Source organism: Lawsonella clevelandensis (assembly GCF_003241315.1).
GTDB classification, from domain to species: domain Bacteria; phylum Actinomycetota; class Actinomycetes; order Mycobacteriales; family Mycobacteriaceae; genus Lawsonella; species Lawsonella clevelandensis_A.
In genome coordinates, this window is sequence record NZ_QFOZ01000001.1 from 352,707 (window position 1) to 370,061 (window position 17,355).

General features: G+C 48.0%; 16 protein-coding genes and 4 tRNA genes. 11 read left to right on the forward strand and 9 right to left on the reverse strand.

What is annotated here, in order from left to right:
- Positions 1-6: 6 nt before the first annotated feature.
- Positions 7-1,293: a transketolase C-terminal domain-containing protein gene (locus DI579_RS01590; protein ID WP_303678586.1), complete on the reverse strand. Its 1,287-nt coding sequence runs from the start codon at positions 1,291-1,293 to the stop codon at positions 7-9.
- The gene (locus tag DI579_RS01595; RefSeq protein WP_290595330.1) at positions 1,280-1,858 is read right to left on the reverse strand and encodes a 2-oxoacid:acceptor oxidoreductase family protein; all 579 of its coding nucleotides are present in this window, start codon (positions 1,856-1,858) and stop codon (positions 1,280-1,282) included. Before DI579_RS01595 ends, DI579_RS01590 begins: the two co-directional genes overlap by 14 nt.
- Before the next feature lie 564 nt (positions 1,859-2,422).
- Between DI579_RS01595 and DI579_RS01600 the strand changes: the two genes are divergently transcribed.
- From DI579_RS01600 to dxs, 6 genes are all read left to right on the forward strand, one after another.
- The gene (locus DI579_RS01600; protein WP_290595329.1) at positions 2,423-2,728 is read left to right on the forward strand and encodes a DUF4193 domain-containing protein; all 306 of its coding nucleotides are present in this window, start codon (positions 2,423-2,425) and stop codon (positions 2,726-2,728) included.
- A gap of 94 nt (positions 2,729-2,822) precedes the next feature.
- A complete protein-coding gene (dut, locus tag DI579_RS01605) occupies positions 2,823-3,299 on the forward strand; it encodes a dUTP diphosphatase (protein ID WP_290595328.1) in 477 nt (158 codons plus the stop codon).
- A 3-nt stretch (positions 3,300-3,302) separates the two neighbouring features.
- Positions 3,303-4,130, forward strand: a complete 828-nt coding sequence (locus DI579_RS01610) for a DUF3710 domain-containing protein (protein ID WP_290595327.1) — start codon at positions 3,303-3,305, stop codon at positions 4,128-4,130.
- Between the two features lie 2 nt (positions 4,131-4,132).
- A complete protein-coding gene (locus DI579_RS01615; RefSeq protein WP_303678587.1) occupies positions 4,133-4,831 on the forward strand; it encodes a DUF3159 domain-containing protein in 699 nt (232 codons plus the stop codon).
- Between the two features lie 20 nt (positions 4,832-4,851).
- The gene (locus DI579_RS01620; protein WP_290595325.1) at positions 4,852-6,210 is read left to right on the forward strand and encodes a class I SAM-dependent RNA methyltransferase; all 1,359 of its coding nucleotides are present in this window, start codon (positions 4,852-4,854) and stop codon (positions 6,208-6,210) included.
- A gap of 49 nt (positions 6,211-6,259) precedes the next feature.
- The gene (dxs, locus tag DI579_RS01625; protein WP_290595324.1) at positions 6,260-8,134 is read left to right on the forward strand and encodes a 1-deoxy-D-xylulose-5-phosphate synthase; all 1,875 of its coding nucleotides are present in this window, start codon (positions 6,260-6,262) and stop codon (positions 8,132-8,134) included.
- 19 nt (positions 8,135-8,153) lie between these two features.
- On the opposite strand, the gene DI579_RS01630 is transcribed toward dxs, so the two are convergent.
- The 7 genes from DI579_RS01630 to DI579_RS01660 all read right to left on the reverse strand — a co-directional run bounded on the left by DI579_RS01630 (position 8,154) and on the right by DI579_RS01660 (position 12,370).
- On the reverse strand, positions 8,154-9,407 hold the full coding sequence (locus tag DI579_RS01630; RefSeq protein ID WP_290595323.1) for an HRDC domain-containing protein: 1,254 nt from the start codon (positions 9,405-9,407) through the stop codon (positions 8,154-8,156).
- Positions 9,408-9,414: 7 nt separating this feature from the next.
- Positions 9,415-10,002, reverse strand: a complete 588-nt coding sequence (locus DI579_RS01635) for a DUF3000 domain-containing protein (RefSeq protein WP_290595322.1) — start codon at positions 10,000-10,002, stop codon at positions 9,415-9,417.
- A 74-nt stretch (positions 10,003-10,076) separates the two neighbouring features.
- Complete coding sequence (locus tag DI579_RS01640; RefSeq protein WP_290595321.1) at positions 10,077-11,303, reverse strand: glycosyltransferase family 87 protein; 1,227 nt, start codon at positions 11,301-11,303, stop codon at positions 10,077-10,079.
- Positions 11,304-11,370: 67 nt separating this feature from the next.
- Positions 11,371-11,943, reverse strand: coding sequence for a GNAT family N-acetyltransferase (locus tag DI579_RS01645; protein WP_303678588.1), 573 nt, complete (start codon positions 11,941-11,943; stop codon positions 11,371-11,373).
- 171 nt (positions 11,944-12,114) lie between these two features.
- Positions 12,115-12,189, reverse strand: a tRNA-Val gene (locus tag DI579_RS01650).
- A gap of 18 nt (positions 12,190-12,207) precedes the next feature.
- Positions 12,208-12,278 (reverse strand) — tRNA-Cys (locus DI579_RS01655).
- A gap of 16 nt (positions 12,279-12,294) precedes the next feature.
- A tRNA-Gly gene (locus tag DI579_RS01660) sits at positions 12,295-12,370 on the reverse strand.
- Between the two features lie 390 nt (positions 12,371-12,760).
- Here DI579_RS01660 and DI579_RS01665 point away from each other — a divergent pair.
- The 5 genes from DI579_RS01665 to DI579_RS01685 all read left to right on the forward strand — a co-directional run bounded on the left by DI579_RS01665 (position 12,761) and on the right by DI579_RS01685 (position 17,353).
- Positions 12,761-12,832: transfer RNA gene (locus DI579_RS01665), tRNA-Val, on the forward strand.
- Between the two features lie 164 nt (positions 12,833-12,996).
- The gene (gene thrS / locus DI579_RS01670; RefSeq protein ID WP_303678589.1) at positions 12,997-15,084 is read left to right on the forward strand and encodes a threonine--tRNA ligase; all 2,088 of its coding nucleotides are present in this window, start codon (positions 12,997-12,999) and stop codon (positions 15,082-15,084) included.
- Positions 15,071-15,667, forward strand: coding sequence for an HIT domain-containing protein (locus DI579_RS01675; protein ID WP_290595318.1), 597 nt, complete (start codon positions 15,071-15,073; stop codon positions 15,665-15,667). The genes thrS and DI579_RS01675 overlap by 14 nt, the downstream gene beginning before the upstream one ends.
- 9 nt (positions 15,668-15,676) lie before the next feature.
- Complete coding sequence (pgsA, locus tag DI579_RS01680; protein WP_290595317.1) at positions 15,677-16,333, forward strand: phosphatidylinositol phosphate synthase; 657 nt, start codon at positions 15,677-15,679, stop codon at positions 16,331-16,333.
- 60 nt (positions 16,334-16,393) lie between these two features.
- Positions 16,394-17,353, forward strand: a complete 960-nt coding sequence (locus tag DI579_RS01685) for a phosphatidylinositol mannoside acyltransferase (RefSeq protein WP_290595316.1) — start codon at positions 16,394-16,396, stop codon at positions 17,351-17,353.
- The last annotated feature ends 2 nt before the right edge of the window (positions 17,354-17,355 follow it).

Below are 17,355 nucleotides of genomic sequence, written 5' to 3' on the forward strand. Positions count from 1 at the left end.
TACCTCCTAGTTGTTGCGGGCATTTGCCGCTTGATTAGCACGAGTATTCACGTCTCGAAGCATGTTTTCTGCCATCGGACCAGAACGGCGAACTGTTTCTTGGCGCTCAAGCTCGGCCTCCACAAGAGTGCGGTCGAGATCGAGGAAAGTAAGCGGTTCAAGCTCATTCTTCTGGGCAGAATCAAGCATGTCGTGAATGGAATGTTTGGTGATATTACGTCCGCCAAGACCTGCAATTACTTCGTACAGATCGGGATGGAGATCGGGGTCGATATCGCGGAGAGAATGGAAAATGTGGGAGGAGACGATACCACCAATTCCAACTTGGAAAGCTTTTTCAAAGCTAATGATGGTTTTGGCATTCTTTAGGGCATTTCCAACGGCTTCGAAGGGGAAAGGTCGGAAGGAGCAGATGGAAAGAACACCGATTTTTTCGCCTTGTGCACGACGTTCATCAACAACGTCTTTGAGCGTTCCCACAACGGAGCCAAGAGCCACGATGATGGTGTCGGCGTCATCACAGTGATAGGTGTGAATAAGTCCACCAGATTGACGGCCAAAGATTTTCTCAAACTCTTTTTGAACCTGTGGGATAAGTTCACGAGCTTGCTTTTGTTTGTGGTGTGCGAGGTAACGAACTTCGGTGAATGCTTCAGGACCGACCATGGCGCCAATGGACATGGGGTGTTCAGGATCGAGTACCTGGCGTGGTTCATACGGGGGGAGGAACTTAGCGACTTGTTCTTCTTCCGGGACATCTACTTGCTCGACTGCGTGAGTCAAGATGAAGCCATCCATACATACCATGACAGGTAGTGAAAGTTCCTCCGCAATACGGAATGCCTGGACGTGGAGGTCGGCAGCTTCTTGGTTTGTTTCTGCGTAAAGCTGTAGCCACCCGGAGTCACGCTGGCTCATAGCGTCAGTGTGATCATTCCAAATGTTAATAGGGGCACCAATAGCGCGGTTGGCCACTGTCATAACAATGGGAAGGCCGAGACCAGAAGCGTTGTATACGGCTTCCACCATGAAGAGCAAGCCCTGTGATGCTGTTGCAGTATAAGCACGAGCACCTACTGCGGAAGCACCAATGGAAGCTGACATAGCAGCATACTCGGACTCCACATTGAGGTACTCGCAGTCCTGGAGTTCTCCATCCTTAACTAATTTAGAAAGGGCTTCGACGATGTGAGTTTGGGGGCTAATAGGGTATGCGGCAACGACCTGTGGTTTACAAGCGGCAACAGCTTGTGCCATGGCCTGTGAGCCTTCAATTTGCTTAAGCACTGGCATGTACCTCTTCGTGAGAGAGCAGTTCCGCGGCAGCCTGAGCTGCAGCAATGTTCTTTTCTGCAATTGGCTTAGGGAACTTTGAATGAATAGCCTTCGTAACAGCTTCCATAGAGACAATGTCGGTGAAAGCAGTAACGGCACCGAGAAGAACCGCATTTGGGACATTGCGCCCCACGTATTGGAATGCGAGATCGGTAGCGGGAATAAGACGGATATGTCCAGGGATATGACTGTTGACAAGGTCGTTGAGATCTAACTCATCAAATGTTTTTGTTGAGTTGATAAGGGCATAACCGTCAGGTTTTAAACCTGAAAAGACATCCATAATTGCCAGCAGGGTGGGATCCTGGACAATGATGAGATCCGGTTCAAGTACAGGTTCGCGAGTGCGGATTTCTGTATCCCGGATACGACAATATGACACTACTGGGGCGCCGGTGCGTTCAGAGCCGAAGCTGGGGAAAGCTTGCGCACAGTGTCCATCTTCAAATGCAGCAAAGGCGAGAAGGTCAGATGCAGTAACTACACCTTGTCCGCCTCGTCCATGAATTCGTACCTCAACCATATTTAGAACTATACGGCTGAAATGGAGAGGTTACCTGTGTAGTAGCGGCGTTTATAGCGTAATTACGCTACATATATTGGAACGAATAGCATTGTTTTTAAATTTTTATATATAGAGACAATATTTCTTAGATTTGCTGTATGGGAAAGTTCTGGTAGATGAACTCCATATAGCCTTTTATCAGCTAATTTCCGTATTGTGGAATATTATTTCCATATAAAAATTTTTTTAAAAAATTTCCATAATTGCTCTATTAAAAGGTAAGCCTATCCTAATTATTTGTAATGTACAAGTGCTTTATCTGGATCACGTGATAAACGGTATAACAATGCGGCTATGACGATCTCATAGAGGAAAATCGAGAGTGTGGAGAGAGGCTATACGCGCGTAATTTTGAGACTTGACAAAAATGCGAGAATCTCTAGCAGAGAAAGCTATGAAAAATGTTCGCATTAGCTAGCATTAGGGCCTTTCTTTCTGTAATATGCCGTTGTCGAGCTAGGCCTACATTATGTGGGTATAGGCACCATCTCGTCTCTTACTGCGACGATTAAGGAATGAATTATGGCGACTGACTACGACGCACCGCGTAATAACGACGCTGACGGTCTTGAAAGTAATTCTCTTGAAGAATTACAAGCAGGCCGCGGGGAGAACCAAGCTGGTTCTGCAGAAATTGATGAAGTAGATACTGCCGAGTCGTATGAGCTGCCTGGCGCCGACTTGTCTGATGAGGAACTTACTGTCCGCGTTGTTCCTAAACAAAAAGACGAATTCACGTGTGGTGTATGTTTTCTCGTACAGCACATTAGCCGCCTTGCGTATATCGATGAGGATGGCACCATGGTGTGCCAGGATTGTGCTGGATAATCTATTGTGCAGTTCCTTAAAGGCCATGCAAAGGAAAATCTTTGCGTGGCCTTTAGGTCTCCATAGCAATTAATGCAGCGGTACACTCAAGATCATGTCTGGACTCACACCTACCTCTTGTGTTGTTAATATCGTTCGCCTTGATTCGGAGCTTCCTCTTCCCATGCGTGCTCATCATGATGATGCAGGGGTGGATCTTTACTCTGCGGAATCTCTCACACTAGAACCCGGACAGCGACAACTTGTCCGTACTGGTATTGCTATTGAACTTCCTTTTGGGACGGTAGGTTTTATCAATCCACGTTCAGGACTTGCTGCTCGTAGTGGTCTTTCTATCGTTAATGCGCCTGGTACTGTGGATGCTGGTTACCGTGGAGAGATCAAAGTGTGCCTTATCAATCTTGATCCACAGCAGTCTATTGAAATTAAACGTGGAGATCGCATTGCACAGTTGCTGGTTCAACGTGTTGAAATGTTTACATTTAATGAAGTAGAAAAGCTTGGTGTATCCGAGCGAGGAGAGAATGGCTATGGCTCTACCGGTGGTCATTCAACGCTTGTAGAAGGCTAGTTAATGTTTGGATTCGGAAAGAAAAAAAAGAAAGCAGCACAGAAAAAGAGCGCTGTAGCAGAAGAGACAAGTGTTAAAAACGCGAGTGCTGAAGGCACGAGAGATACCTCTGAGAACTCGGTAGACAGTGTCGTCACTTCAACAGCTAGCTCCAGTAATACTGGCAGTCAGGTTCCTCCTCAGGAAGGTCCGTTTGATGAGTCAGATGGCACTATAACGGGGCTTCTCGACCCCGATGGTGAAGGACTTGGCATTCTTGATTTTGGGGCCTATGCTTTCGTTCCTCCTGTCAATACACAACTTCAGATTGAGTCATCTGAAGAACAGAACCTTGTTGTACACGTTCTGTCAGGGCAAAGCAATATTACGATAGATGCGTATGCGGCTCCTAAAACGGGGGGCCAATGGAGATTTGTCGCCTCCGAGCTAGCAGATGGTTTACGTAACCAAGGTGCAAAGGTTTCTATCCAAGATGGTCCTTGGGGCCGTGAGGTCATAGGATCCGCCGCAGAGTCCGTTATTCGTTTTATCGGTGTGGATGGCCCTCGGTGGATGCTCCGAGCTGTTATCGTCAGTAGTCCAGCAGAAGCTGAACAATCTGCTGAAATAGCACGCACAATGTTGAGCCATACTGTAGTACGTCGTGGTACAAATCCCATGCCTGCGCGTACCCCCATTCCGTTGGTGCTTCCCATGGAGATTCTCGAACAGATACAGGCCGAACAACTCCGTCAGCAAGAGGACACGAAATTGGCTGCCGAACAGGCGCGGAAGCGTGATGCTGCAGATAATGGCGAAGCGCTTCAACAATTTGACCAATCCGAGTCCTAAATATGAGTTCTTCCTCCTCAATTCCGTGCGAAGATCCACAGCAAGAACAAGATAAAGACTGCACTCTTCAAGAGGATAACGACGCTCTTGAAGAGACTCTCTTGGAGCGTATGGGCGGATGGCGTGGGGTGGTGTACTCCACGCTTCCAGTTGTGGTTTTTGTGCCCGTTAACGCGTGGAAGGGACTTATGCCCGCGCTATGGAGTGCTTTCGCTATCGCCGTCGTCATTTTTCTTCTCCGTCTTATTCGTCGAGAAAAACTTACCCCTGCCGTATCTGGCCTAATAGCGGTGGCATTGTGTGCCTTTATTGCTTATCGGATGGGCAATGCTAAGGGATATTTTGTCTGGGGAATTTGGGTATCGGCTGCCTATGCAGTGATATCTATCATTTCCATTGTGGTTCGGTGGCCTTTAATTGGTGTTGTACTGAATCTATTGAATGGGCATGACCAATCGTGGCAAAAGAACAAGACCAGTCGCTATTGGTATGATCTTGCTACTTTTGCGTGGGCCTTAGTATTCGCCGCTCGCTTTGCTATACAACAGTGGCTTTATCTTAAAGATGCAGCAACTGCTTTGGGGGTTACTCGTATCGTCATGGGATGGCCGCTTACTATTGTTGCCGTCGTTATCACTGTTTGGGCTGTCAAGAAGACAACACGGGAACAGTCTGAATCTTGTTCAAAAACAGATTCGTGAGAGTGAGGGTGGTGTAGAAAGTGCATAACGACTCTACGAAGTGCTTGCCAGACCCAGAGGCAGAGACTCTCGATAACTGTATACGCGTTAAGTGTGGTGGTCCTGCGCATGGGGGAGCTATGGTGGCGCGACATCATGGTCGCGTTATTTTTGTTGACGGTGCATTACCCAATGAAGACGTTACTGTCTGTGTTACGGAGGAGAAAAAATCTTTTGTACGCGGATATGTCGTCGATATTCATTCAGCGAATCCTGAACGACGAGACCACGTGTGTGAAGCAGCAGCGGCTGGAGCCGGATGCTGTACATGGGATAATGCCTCATTAACTCTGCAGCGAACGATGAAGGCACAGATTGTTGATGATCTTCTTCACCGTATTGGTGGTTGTTCTCATATTCCCTGGAAGGGGTCTGTTACTCCGCTTTCTGGAGAAACATTGTCTGGAGAACCCAATACGGATGGAACACAGTGGCGAGTACGTCAGCGGTTGAGTATTAATAGTCGTGGAGAAGTGGGACCTTTAGCAGCGCGTTCTCACACTGTTATTGCGGCTACGTGTTCGCAGGTAGTACCACTATTATCCGGTTCTCCTCGAGAATGGGGGATCGCGGATGAAGTAGCTTCTTTGGCAGGTACGTCATCTGAGCTAGTCTTGGCGGCTGACTCATTAGGGGAACGCCATATCGTTTCTCTAACGCGCGAACAACGGCACTATCGTGGATCTCGCCGTGCACAAGCTACTGCCCGTCGTGCTCATACTTCCCATATTGTTCGTCGTGAAGTTTTAGAAGGATCTGGAATGGCGACGGAGAGAGTTCTGGGACAGGAATGGCATATACCAGCTGATTCATTCTGGCAGGCGCATTATGCTGCACCAGCTGTATATGCCCAGCTTGTGTGTGATTGTGCGGATTTACATGATGGTGAGTCAGCCTGGGATTTATATGGCGGATGCGGTATTTTTGCCCATGCATTATCGCGTGCAGCATCCCACTCCTGCGCTGTTGTTTCCGTTGATACTGCAGGCCCAGCAATAGCTGCGGGAAAAGCTAGTTTTCGCCACACTGGCCAAAAAATTTCTATGGTGGAAAGTTCTGTTTCACAGTGGCTGCACAAAGGTGTTTCTGCTGACGATACTGCACCCGCTACAGTAGTGTTGGATCCTCCACGCGCAGGGGCGGGGAAAGATGTCGTGTGTGGAGTTGCAGCCCATCAACCTCGAACTGTCATGCATTTTGGGTGTGATGCTGCAGCTTTTGCACGCGATCTCCATTTGTGGAAAGAGAATGGTTACGGTATCTCTGAAGTGCGCATTTTTGATAGTTTTCCTAATACCCCTCACATGGAGTGTTTCGCTCTGTTGAGGCGTCTACTCTAAACTGTATTAGTCCTCAGCGGACGAGTTTATTGTTAAGGAGGTGCCATCCGTGTCGCTTCTGGAGCATATTAATGAACCTGCAGATTTGGCGGGGTTGACGTATCCCGAAATGCAAGAATTAGCTGAAGAGATCCGCCAATTTCTTATTCATAGTGTCTCCCAAACTGGTGGTCACCTTGGTCCTAATCTAGGCGTTGTGGAGCTGACTCTCGCAATACATCGTGTTTTCACATCTCCGCAGGACGCTATTATTTTTGATACTGGCCATCAAAGTTACGTGCATAAGATCATCACTGGTCGGAGAGAACGCTTCAATACCTTACGACAGGCAGGTGGACTATCTGGTTATCCCAGTCGCTCAGAAAGTTGTCATGACTGGGTTGAATCTTCTCACGCTTCAGCTTCGCTGTCCTATGCAGATGGTCTTGTAAAATCGTTCGCTATTGATGGCATTCGCCGTAACATCGTTGTTGTTGTTGGCGATGGGGCTCTCACCGGAGGTATGACGTGGGAGGCCCTCAATAATATTGCTGAACATAAGCATGCGTCGTTAACCATTGTTGTTAATGACAATGGTCGCTCCTACGCTCCTACTATCGGGGGATTAGCAGAGCGTTTAACGCGGCTACGTACTGAAAACGCCTATGAGTGGGCGATGTATCAAACGAAGAAAAAACTGAAGGAGAGGGGTAAATTCGGACAATTTGTCTATTCGCTTCTGCACGGTTTTAAAACGGGTATTAAAGATACAGTTGTCCCCGAACCTCTTTATAGTGATCTAGGGTTGAAATATATTGGTCCAGTTGATGGGCATAATCAACGTGCTATAGAAACTGCTTTGAAACGAGCACGAGATTTTGATGGCCCGGTAATAGTGCATGCGGTTACTCGAAAAGGGGAAGGGTACCCGTTCGCAGAACATGATAAACGCGATCATATGCATACCACGGAGGCTATAGATCCAGAGACAGGTATCTCCCTCGTTCTGCATAGGCCAGGATGGACAGAAGTCTTTTCAGAAGAAATGCTCCGACTTGGTGCAGAAAGACCAGATATTGTGGCCATTACCGCAGCCATGGCAGGTCCAGTAGGTCTTGTTCCATTCCGTGATAAATATCCTGATCGATTTTTTGATGTAGGTATTGCGGAACAGCATGCTATTGCTTCTGCTGCAGGGTTGGCATTGGGCGGTAAACACCCCGTAGTAGCTTTGTATGCTACCTTCCTTAACCGTGCTTTTGATCAGCTCTTGATGGATGTTGCTCTCATCCATCAACCGGTTACAGTCGTGCTTGATCGAGCTGGGGTAACAGGACCAGATGGTGCAAGTCATGATGGTATGTGGGATCTTTCTTTAATGAGTGTTATTCCCACAATGCGTGTTGCTGCACCTCGTGATCCGCGCACACTGCGTGAAGAGATCAATGAGGCCGTCGCCATTGACGATGGTCCAACAGTAGTTCGTTACCCTAAAGGACCAGTTACTGACGATCTCACTGTTATACGCCGTACTGAAGATGGTGTTGATATCCTTTTTGAAGAGGGAAAAGATGTCCTTATTGTGGGTGTCGGGACTTTTGCACGCCGTGCAGTAACTGCTGCGCAGAAATTGGTACAAGAGAATATTGGCGTCACCGTTGTGGATCCTCGTTGGGTACTTCCTCTTCCGGAATATCTTCTCCAGGAATCAGGTAAGTATCGTCTAGTGGTTGTTTATGAGGATAATGCCGTCAACGGAGGTATTGGTTCTGTTATGAGTACTGCCTTACATCGACGTGAATGTGATGTACCGTTACGACAGTTAGCACTTCCACAAGAATTTTTACCGGTCGGTACCCGCAAGGATCTTCTGAAAAATTACGGTTTGGACAGCAGTAGTGCAGCTCACCGTATAAAAGAATGGTTCCAGAAAATTAGCGGGTAAACGCCACAAGAGATATCTGTTACTCAACTGGAACAGCGAGCTTTTCCGCTAATGCTCCTGCTACATGAGCAATTTGCCAGGGACGTGCCTGCGAGGCAACAAGACTGGCAGTAATAGATTCCGGCGAGTTCTCCTCTGTCAGCGTCCAGCTGAGTGTCCGCAGTGCCTCACCCGCAATAAGATCTTGTGGCTCAATTCCTAGTTCTTCTGCAATACGCTCAGTAACCGTGCGGCACTGTGATAATTTGTGTGCCGCATCTGGATTTAGTCGTTTCCATTGAGATTGATGAGGTATGGGCTGATCACTGTGAAGCAGTAGAGGTGGCAGTCTATTCGCGGGAGTATGTAAACCATTTTTAACGGTGTGCAGCCAACGATTACGGTAGCGGAGTCGTCCTGTTCCTTTAAGAGTCTGTAGGTCCGCTGCTGTCGTTGGCTTAGCTTTCGCTAGAGTAATGATGAGACGGTCAGGAAGAAGTCGTCCAGGGGCAATATCTTTTTCTGCCGCTAATGCATCGCGTGATATCCACAGCTGACGAGCTATTTCCATGTCTCGCCGGGTTTTTAGAGTATGGATGTGTGAGATACTGCGCCAAGGATCTTTTTTCGGTGCAGGACTGGGTTTACACCGTTCAAATTCGCATTCTTGGTCAATCCATTCGGACCGTCCGCGGTCTAATGCTTCTTTGTATAGTTCATCCCATAGTTCTACGAGATATTCAACGTCAAGAGCTGCATAGTTAAGCCAAGAGTCGGGGAGTGGTCGGCGAGACCAGTTTTCAGCACTATGGTTTTTAGCAAGATGTAGACCAAGAATTTCTTCGGTAAGGTGTCCCAAATTGCATCGTTTATATCCCAGAAGGCGTCCGGCAAGTAGTGTGTCTGTCAGATATTGAGGAGTGAGCCCTAACTCCCGTAGGCATGGAAGATCTTGATCTGCGGCATGAAGGAGCCACGTGAGTGGATTGATGGCCGATGCGAGTGGAGCGAGGTCTTCTTGCGGATGGGAGAAAGCTGTGGGATCAATGAGATAGGTTCCTGCACCCCTCCGGCGAAGTTGAATAAGCTGAGCCCGTTGAGAATAAGTGAATCCGCTTGCACGCTCAGTATCAAGTGCCAGGATCCCTACGCCAGCAGATAACGACTCAGCTGCCTTTGCTATATCGTGGGTAGTGTTTAAAAGAGGGGGAAGTCCTTCTCGTGGAGCATTTACTGGAATGGGCGCAGAGTCAGGTGTTAGTGGTTCTGGTGGCGTCGATGAACCATTAGGCATGATGTCCTTAATGATGTTTCGAAAGGTTTGTTACTCCGACAGGAGGTAATCCTGCGACAAATGCGAGAGTTTCGGCAACAGCCTCAAGATGGGATGTCATAGCATTATCTTCTGCCGTCCACGAAGCTCTTAACTCTAGCTGGTAGGCACGTGGTGGCCCAGATATATCTCCGTAACGAACTGAATGCGTTGCAGTGACGGTGCCACCCAGCATGGAGAATTTAACATCGCGTTCGTGTAAACCATCTACTAACCATGTCCAGGCAACTTCAGTGAGCATGGGGTCTTCCGCTACCGCAGCATCCATATCTGCCTGAATATAGGTCACAATGCGAGTTGTCCCATTCCAGGCATCTTGACCACTAGGGTCACAGAGAATGATGAAGCGTCCGTACGCATCACCTTCGCTTTGTTCAGGGATAATAAGTTCGTCCGGGTGGGATACTTCCAAACCAACGGCATAGCTAAGGGGAGCAAGTCGTTGCGGAGGACGAATAGGTCCAACTTCAATTTCAGGACGGAATTGAGCGGTTTTAAGAGAATCGACTGCACTATCAAAGGCTGTAGTGTCGAGGCTATTTTCTTCGCTGGTCACGATTATTACGCTAAAACACTGAGAGAAGATTCCCAGTTGACGCGCCGAGCTTTGACAACTTTGAGCGAGTTTCCCTATAAGAATGCAGTTTTACCTGTTGGATAAGTAGGGTCTTGTATTTTTCGGGCTACACGATACCGCCACAAAGACACGATGAAGATGATGATAAGTAGGAGCAGCCATCCGATAGTGGCACGGCTATATTCGAACCAGCGTCCGTAGGTAATCCAGCGTGTGGAATACCAGCGGTGTTCTCCCAGAATAAGATATATAGCAAGCCAGGCTGGCCAATTTTTAAGAAAACTGGCCTTGCTTACAATTGTCATCACCATGGGGATAAGCATGATGGAGTAGTACCGTTGGCCGAGCGATCCACCTAAAAAAGCGATGAGGAGCACAGTTCCTGTAACTGTTGTAAGCCACAATCGACAATCAATAGTTCGATAAGGCTGCAGTAATACGATTGTGGCTAGGCCAAGCATGATGACAATAATTCGAATAGTCCATGTAAAGGCCGGTGGTGCGCCCCAATAGGCTAACCAGCCAGCAATGGAATTATTGTAGTAGTCACGTACTTCACCTAGATATTTAACGGTGCGAGTCCAATATTCTGCAGGATCAGCAGCGATATAGTATCCAATAATGTTGAGGACAGCAGGAATTGCGAACGCGGTAATAAAAGGCCGCCATCGTTTCAACAAAATGGGGAGAAGAAGAAGCGGAGCCAGCATAGGCTTTATTGCCAGCGATATACCTAGTGGGACTCCCGCCCACCAATTTTTATTGTGTAAAAGCAGGTAGAGAAAACCGACTTCGCATAAGTAGACAGCTCCATTTATATTGCTGAATACCAGTGTGTTGGTAACGCCTTCGGAGATAAAACTAGCGAAAAGAAGGATAGGAAGAGCACAGCCTTTCAGACTGAACTCAAACATTTTCACCAAAATAATGGAGGCAAGCACTATACAGAGCGCATTAAACCCTATGAACACCCAGCGGCTGATCGTCTCATTAGTAATAAATCCGAATGGAGCCAGGAGGAGAGTACCCGAGGGGGAGTAGAGATAATGTGGATTAGTAAAATTGTAATTATCTGTATAAACGGGCTGACCTGCGAGAAATTGCTTTACTGCGTCATAAACAGGAGCGAAGTCATTAGTGATATAGCCATTAACTGCTTGAATAAAGACTTTATACAGTATGACGAATACCGTAAGCGGCCAAAATACAACAGTGAGTACTTTGTTGAGGGAGTGTTTATCCCATGTACTAGCTGTTGATAAAGGCGCAGGTGATGCCATTCTTTTCCTCGTGGATATCAGGTGATTGACGGTTAGGCGGTACCGTTACTGAACCTAGTCTATGAGCTTACTTAGATAGAGAACTAATAAGAGGTTTCTCTAAAACGACATCATCATTACGAGTTTTGCCTACGTAGTAGATTCTCGTTCCAACAGGTGTAAAACCCTGCTTTTCATAAAAACGCAAAGCACGCTTGTTATACGAATTAGTTGCTAACCACAGACTTGAATATCCGCATGCAAAGGCCTGTTCAACAGCATGTTCCATGAGAGCCGTAGCAATACCACACCCGTGAAATTCTTTTCTTACATATAGCTTATCCACGCCTAGTGACGGTTTTTCTTGCAGATTCTCATAGGCCGTGGGATCCATTTCTGCACCGGCTACAAGCAGCATATAGCCTAGTAGTTGGTGCGAATTTTGATCCTCCGCCACTACTAAATAGTGAGCTATATTACAGAGATGGTTCAGTAAACGCTCTGTACTGAACTGAGACGCACAGTGCTCGATAATATCTTCAGGACCAACACTGTCGGGACATGCCATGGGAAATGTTATGTACGCAAGTTCATTAACCGCAGAGATATCATCTTCTCTAGCAGACCGAATAGTACAAGAGGGAGTGGGCTGAGAAAGCATGACTATCAGTGTAAAGGAAGAAGAGTCTTTATTTCGAGCTGAGACGTAATCATCTAACGATTCCCCATAACAAAAGCGGAAAAGAGGAGTGACTGCACTCTCCATGAACGGATAAAACAAACTAAGCAGTGGCAAATAGCAATGTGACGGCCTTTCGACCGTCACATTAAGTGGTGCGCGATACTGGGATCGAACCAGTGACCTCTTCCGTGTCAGGGAAGCGCTCTCCCGCTGAGCTAATCGCGCAGGCTTCAAAAAAAAGAGAGGTGGAGACGGGAATCGAACCCGTGTGCACGGCTTTGCAGGCCGTTGCCTCGCCACTCGGCCACTCCACCGCAGGTGTTTCCACCATGGAGCGGATGACGGGATTCGAACCCGCGACCCTCACCTTGGCAAGGTGATGCGCTACCAACTGCGCTACATCCGCATTACATTCCCTGAACTCATGTTCTTTCGAACGACGCTCGCTCTTGGGCTTGCTCCGATTACATTAGCGGACAACAAGCCCCTGTGCAAAATCGCCTGTTCACAGGTGTGTTGCATGTTGTTTACGAACTCGTTTTAGCGTAGACAAGTTATCCGCTGGCACGGTCCAGAATGGGTCACTTCACAATCGTGTGGCAATACGTTACGTGGACACGCTACGTGGACAGTGCTTCGAGCAACACTCTAGGAGATCCTCTGGGCAGTACTACTGGCATGTCACGTGCTGCTTGGACAAAGAAGCTGCAGTCTGCTAGATTCTTCTCATTGTAGTTGATGCTATCTGGGCGAGTGACACACTCACAGAACGGCTGAATGGCATCGATATGCAAAGGGTCCCATGGCTCAGTGGAAGAGCGTCCCGTTCACACCGGGGAGGTCGCTGGTTCGATCCCAGCTGGGACCACTTTTTGTATCGTAGTACTGCTCCTGGTTCACTCTTCTCCAGCAGTAAGAAGGATCCTCACTACGCTGCGTGGAATATTCGTGCTTCTTCGCGCTAAGATGATCAGGCAACGTCGGTAGCTACCAGGTATGTAGCACCGCACCACAATCAAGGAGCATTTCCTCGTGTCGAATGACTCATCTTCTCAGCAGGCCGCCTTCACAGCGGCCGATCTTGTATTTTCTGTCCCTGCTGGTACGCGCGCTGGTACCGCACTTCGCGATACTGACCTACCGACAAAAGGCAGCACGGCAATACTCGGTGTCACCACTAGTGACGGGACTATCCACGATCTTGGTTGGGTAGCCGATAGTGACACTACTGTTACGGGTATCCCCGCCAACACAGAAGAGGGTCGTACTATTATTCGCCACTCTGCTGCCCACGTGATGGCGCAAGCGGTTCAGCAGCTGTTTCCTAACGTCAAATTCGGTATAGGGCCAGCTATTGAGAACGGTTTTTATTACGATTTCAAAGTCGATGAACCATTTACTCCAGATGATCTTAAAGCGATTGAAAAAGCTATGCGTAAGATCATCAAACAAGGGCAGCAGTTCCGGAAATACTCATTTAGCAGTTTGGCTGAGGCGGAAGAGTTTCTCGCTGATCAGCCTTATAAGCTAGAGCTTCTTCGTGAAAAAGCGCAGGGTGCCACCTTCACTGGTGAAGAATCTGGCGATATCAATGATGGTGACATCACGGTTTATGACAATGTCAATCCGCGTACTGGGGAAGTACTGTGGAGCGATATGTGCCGTGGCCCGCATGTACCAACCACGAAGTTCATTCCCGCATTTCATCTGACGCGCTCATCTGCAGCATACTGGCGCGGTGACCAGAAAAATGACGCGATGCAGCGTATCTACGGAACTGCGTGGGAATCGCGGGAAGCCATGGACGAGTACCTCGATCGTATGGCAGAAGCAGCGAAGCGTGATCATCGTCGTCTAGGTACAGAGCTTGATCTCTTCAGCTTCCCCGATGAGATTGGTTCGGGCTTCCCCGTATTCCATCCCAAAGGTGGCATTATCCGCAACGAGATGGAACAGCACTCACGGCGTCGTCATATCGAAGCCGGCTACCAATTCGTTTACACCCCCCACATTACGAAGGGGGATCTGTTTAAGACTTCTGGTCACCTTGACTGGTATGCGGATGGCATGTTTCCTCCTATGCATTTAGATGAGGAACTCGATGAAAATGGGGAAGTTCGTAAGGCTGGGCAGGATTATTACGTCAAGCCGATGAACTGCCCGATGCATAATCTTATTTTTGCTTCGCGCGGTCGTTCATACCGAGAACTCCCTCTGCGTCTTTTTGAATTCGGCACTGTGTACCGATACGAAAAGTCAGGTGTTATTCATGGTCTCACTCGTGCACGTGGGTTTACTCAGGACGATGCCCATATTTACTGCACAGAGGATCAGCTTGAAGAAGAACTCACCAACGTTTTGAACTTCATCATTTCACTACTGCGTGACTATGGTTTGGATGACTTCTACCTAGAACTATCCACGAAGGATCCCAATAAGTTTGTTGGATCAGATGAGATTTGGGAGAAATCCACCAGTACTTTGCAGCGCGTCGCAGAGGCATCTGGACTGGAACTTGTTCCAGATCCGGCGGGCGCTGCCTTCTATGGCCCGAAGATTTCTGTACAGGCACGTGATGCTATTGGCCGCACGTGGCAGATGTCCACTGTACAGCTGGACTTTAATCTGCCTGAGCGTTTTGGTTTGGAATACACTGCTCCTGACGGTAGCAAGCAGCGTCCTGTCATGATTCACCGTGCGCTCTTCGGTTCTATTGAACGTTTCTTCGGAGTTCTGACAGAACACTATGCAGGTGCTTTCCCCGTGTGGCTAGCACCTGTACAGGTGATGGGAATTCCTGTTGCGGATGCTTTTGCTCCATATCTGCAGGACATCATCGCAGAGCTATCTGCACGCGGTATTCGTGCTGAAGTAGATCTGAGCGATGATCGTATGCAGAAGAAGATCCGTACGCACACCACCCAAAAAGTCCCGTTCATGCTGTTGGCGGGAGCTCGCGATGAAGAAGCAGAAGCCGTATCGTTCCGTTTCCGTGATGGTTCTCAAGCCAACGGAGTACCTCGTGCTGAGGCCATAGATCTTATTACGGAATGGGCGCGTTCCCAGCGCAATGAGTCGCCTACCGCTGAGTTGGTAAAGGAAGAACGTGCCAAAGCCTGAGTATGTGGATACCGGGGCAGGGGAGCCCAATAAACTCGAACGTTTATGGGCTCCCTACCGTATGTCCTATATCGCGGAAAACCCCGATCCCGTGGAGAATAATACTGAGAATGGGGAAGTAGCAGAGCCATCTGACCATGATCCTTTTGTGAAAATTCCGCAAGGGGATGATGAATCTGGTCTTATCATTGCGCGTGGAACATTCTGTTTTGTGTGTTTGAACTTGTATCCCTACAATCCCGGACACGCTATGGTCATTCCCTATCGAAAAGTCGCACATTATGAGGATCTCACCGAAGATGAGGTTTTAGAGTTATCGTTGATGACGCAAAGACTCATCCGCGTGATTCGTGCCGTTTCGCATCCTGATGCATTTAATATAGGTTTTAACCTTGGCAGTGGAGCAGGCGGATCAGTGTCGGAGCATGTACATCAGCATGTTGTTCCTCGCTGGATTGGTGACGCCAACTTTATTACTCTTTTCGCAAACACTAAAGTGCTCCCGCAAACATTGCGAGAAACACGCCGACTACTGTCGGAAGAATGGGTACGTCAAACTGCCGACAGAGATAGTTCGGTATAAGGAGAAGCTGTGATCGGAAAGTATCTTCGTCCGGGGATCTCGAAAATAATTAACCCGATAGCTCGCGGGCTTCTCAAAATTGGTGTTACGCCGAATATGGTGACTGTTTTTGGAACAGTTCTCAATATTACTTTGGCTATTGTTTTTATTGCTGCTACTAATCACATCATCATTGGTTCTTTACTGTTGGGATTGACGGTTTTTGTCGATCTTGTTGATGGTGCGATGGCGCGACAAATCGGCCATGGTACGCCGTATGGTGCGATCCTTGATGCCACCTTGGACAGGGTCGCAGATGGTGCGGTTTTTGGATCAATTTTGTGGTGGGCTATGGAGAATCGCGCTGGCGATACCTGGCTTCTCATCACAACACTTGTCACCCTGGTCTTTTCGGAAGTTATTTCCTATGCCAAAGCACGTGCAGAGGCTTCGGGAATTCCCGTCAGCGTTGGTCTTATTGAAAGGCCTGAACGCCTCATTATTTCCTTGGTCTGTCTGTGCCTTACCGGTATCGGTATTCATTACAATGTACGGTGGTTGTCGTACTGTATTGATGCCGCCATGTGGGTTTTGGCCATTGGTAGTATTTTTACCGTTATTCAGCGTCTATATGTAGCTTCGAAAGCTCCAAATGCTAGAGAAGATTTCACCGAACAGGATAATTAATCCTTTTATATAAATCGCTGTAGAGAGTTTTGCGGCGCTTTAACAAGGAGTTTTACCTTTATGGTTGAGCTACATAACTGGTTAGTGGAGCTGCGCGAAGGACTATCCGATAAAGCCTATGCCTTAGGGTGGGCTGCAGTGAAAGCGCTTCCAGGTTCTCTTTCTGAATGTCTTTTCAATCAGGCTGCCGATGTTATTGCGCGTTGTAAAGATTTCACACAATTACGGAGGAACCTTGCGCGTGTTATAGGTGTTGATGGGCCAGAGGAAGTCCCTGATGGCCTAGTGCGGGACTCTATTAGGTCCTACGCTCGATATTGGAGAGAAGCATTCTGTCTCCCCACTATGAATATAGAGGAGCGTTTCTCCGAACTAGATATTTCTGTTACTGGGAAAGAACATATTACTCATGCTCTAGAAAAAGGTCATGGTGTTATCCTGGCGCTTCCACACTCGGGTAACTGGGATATGGCGGGCGTGTGGCTTGTCCAGACAGTGGGAACATTTACTACTGTCGCGGAAAGACTCAAACCCGAAAGTCTCTATCAACGTTTTGTTGATTATCGGGAAAGTTTGGGATTTGATGTTGTCCCTCTTACGGGGGGAGCAGTTGCTCCTATGCAACGACTGCGAGAAGCATTGTCGCATAATGGGGTCGTGTGTCTGTTAGGCGAGCGTGATTTGCGAGCTCGAGGGGTAGAAGTAGTCTTTTTTGGCGAAAAAACACGTATGCCTGCTGGGCCAGCTAAACTGGCTATTGATACAGGTGCTGTTCTTTGTCCCGTTCATTGCTGGTATACATCACGTGGGTGGGGAATACGTATAGAAGAGCCGTTGGATACCAGCAGGGGAGTGGAATTCACTACCCAGAAGTTGGCAAATGTTTTCGAAAAAAATATCGCTCAGCATCCAGCGGATTGGCATCTGTTACAGCCTTTGTGGCTCAAGGATCTATCAGCTGGTCATCTTTCTCATATTGAAGAAGGTGTGAAAAGGCTCGAACGGGAGAAGGACGACTAACA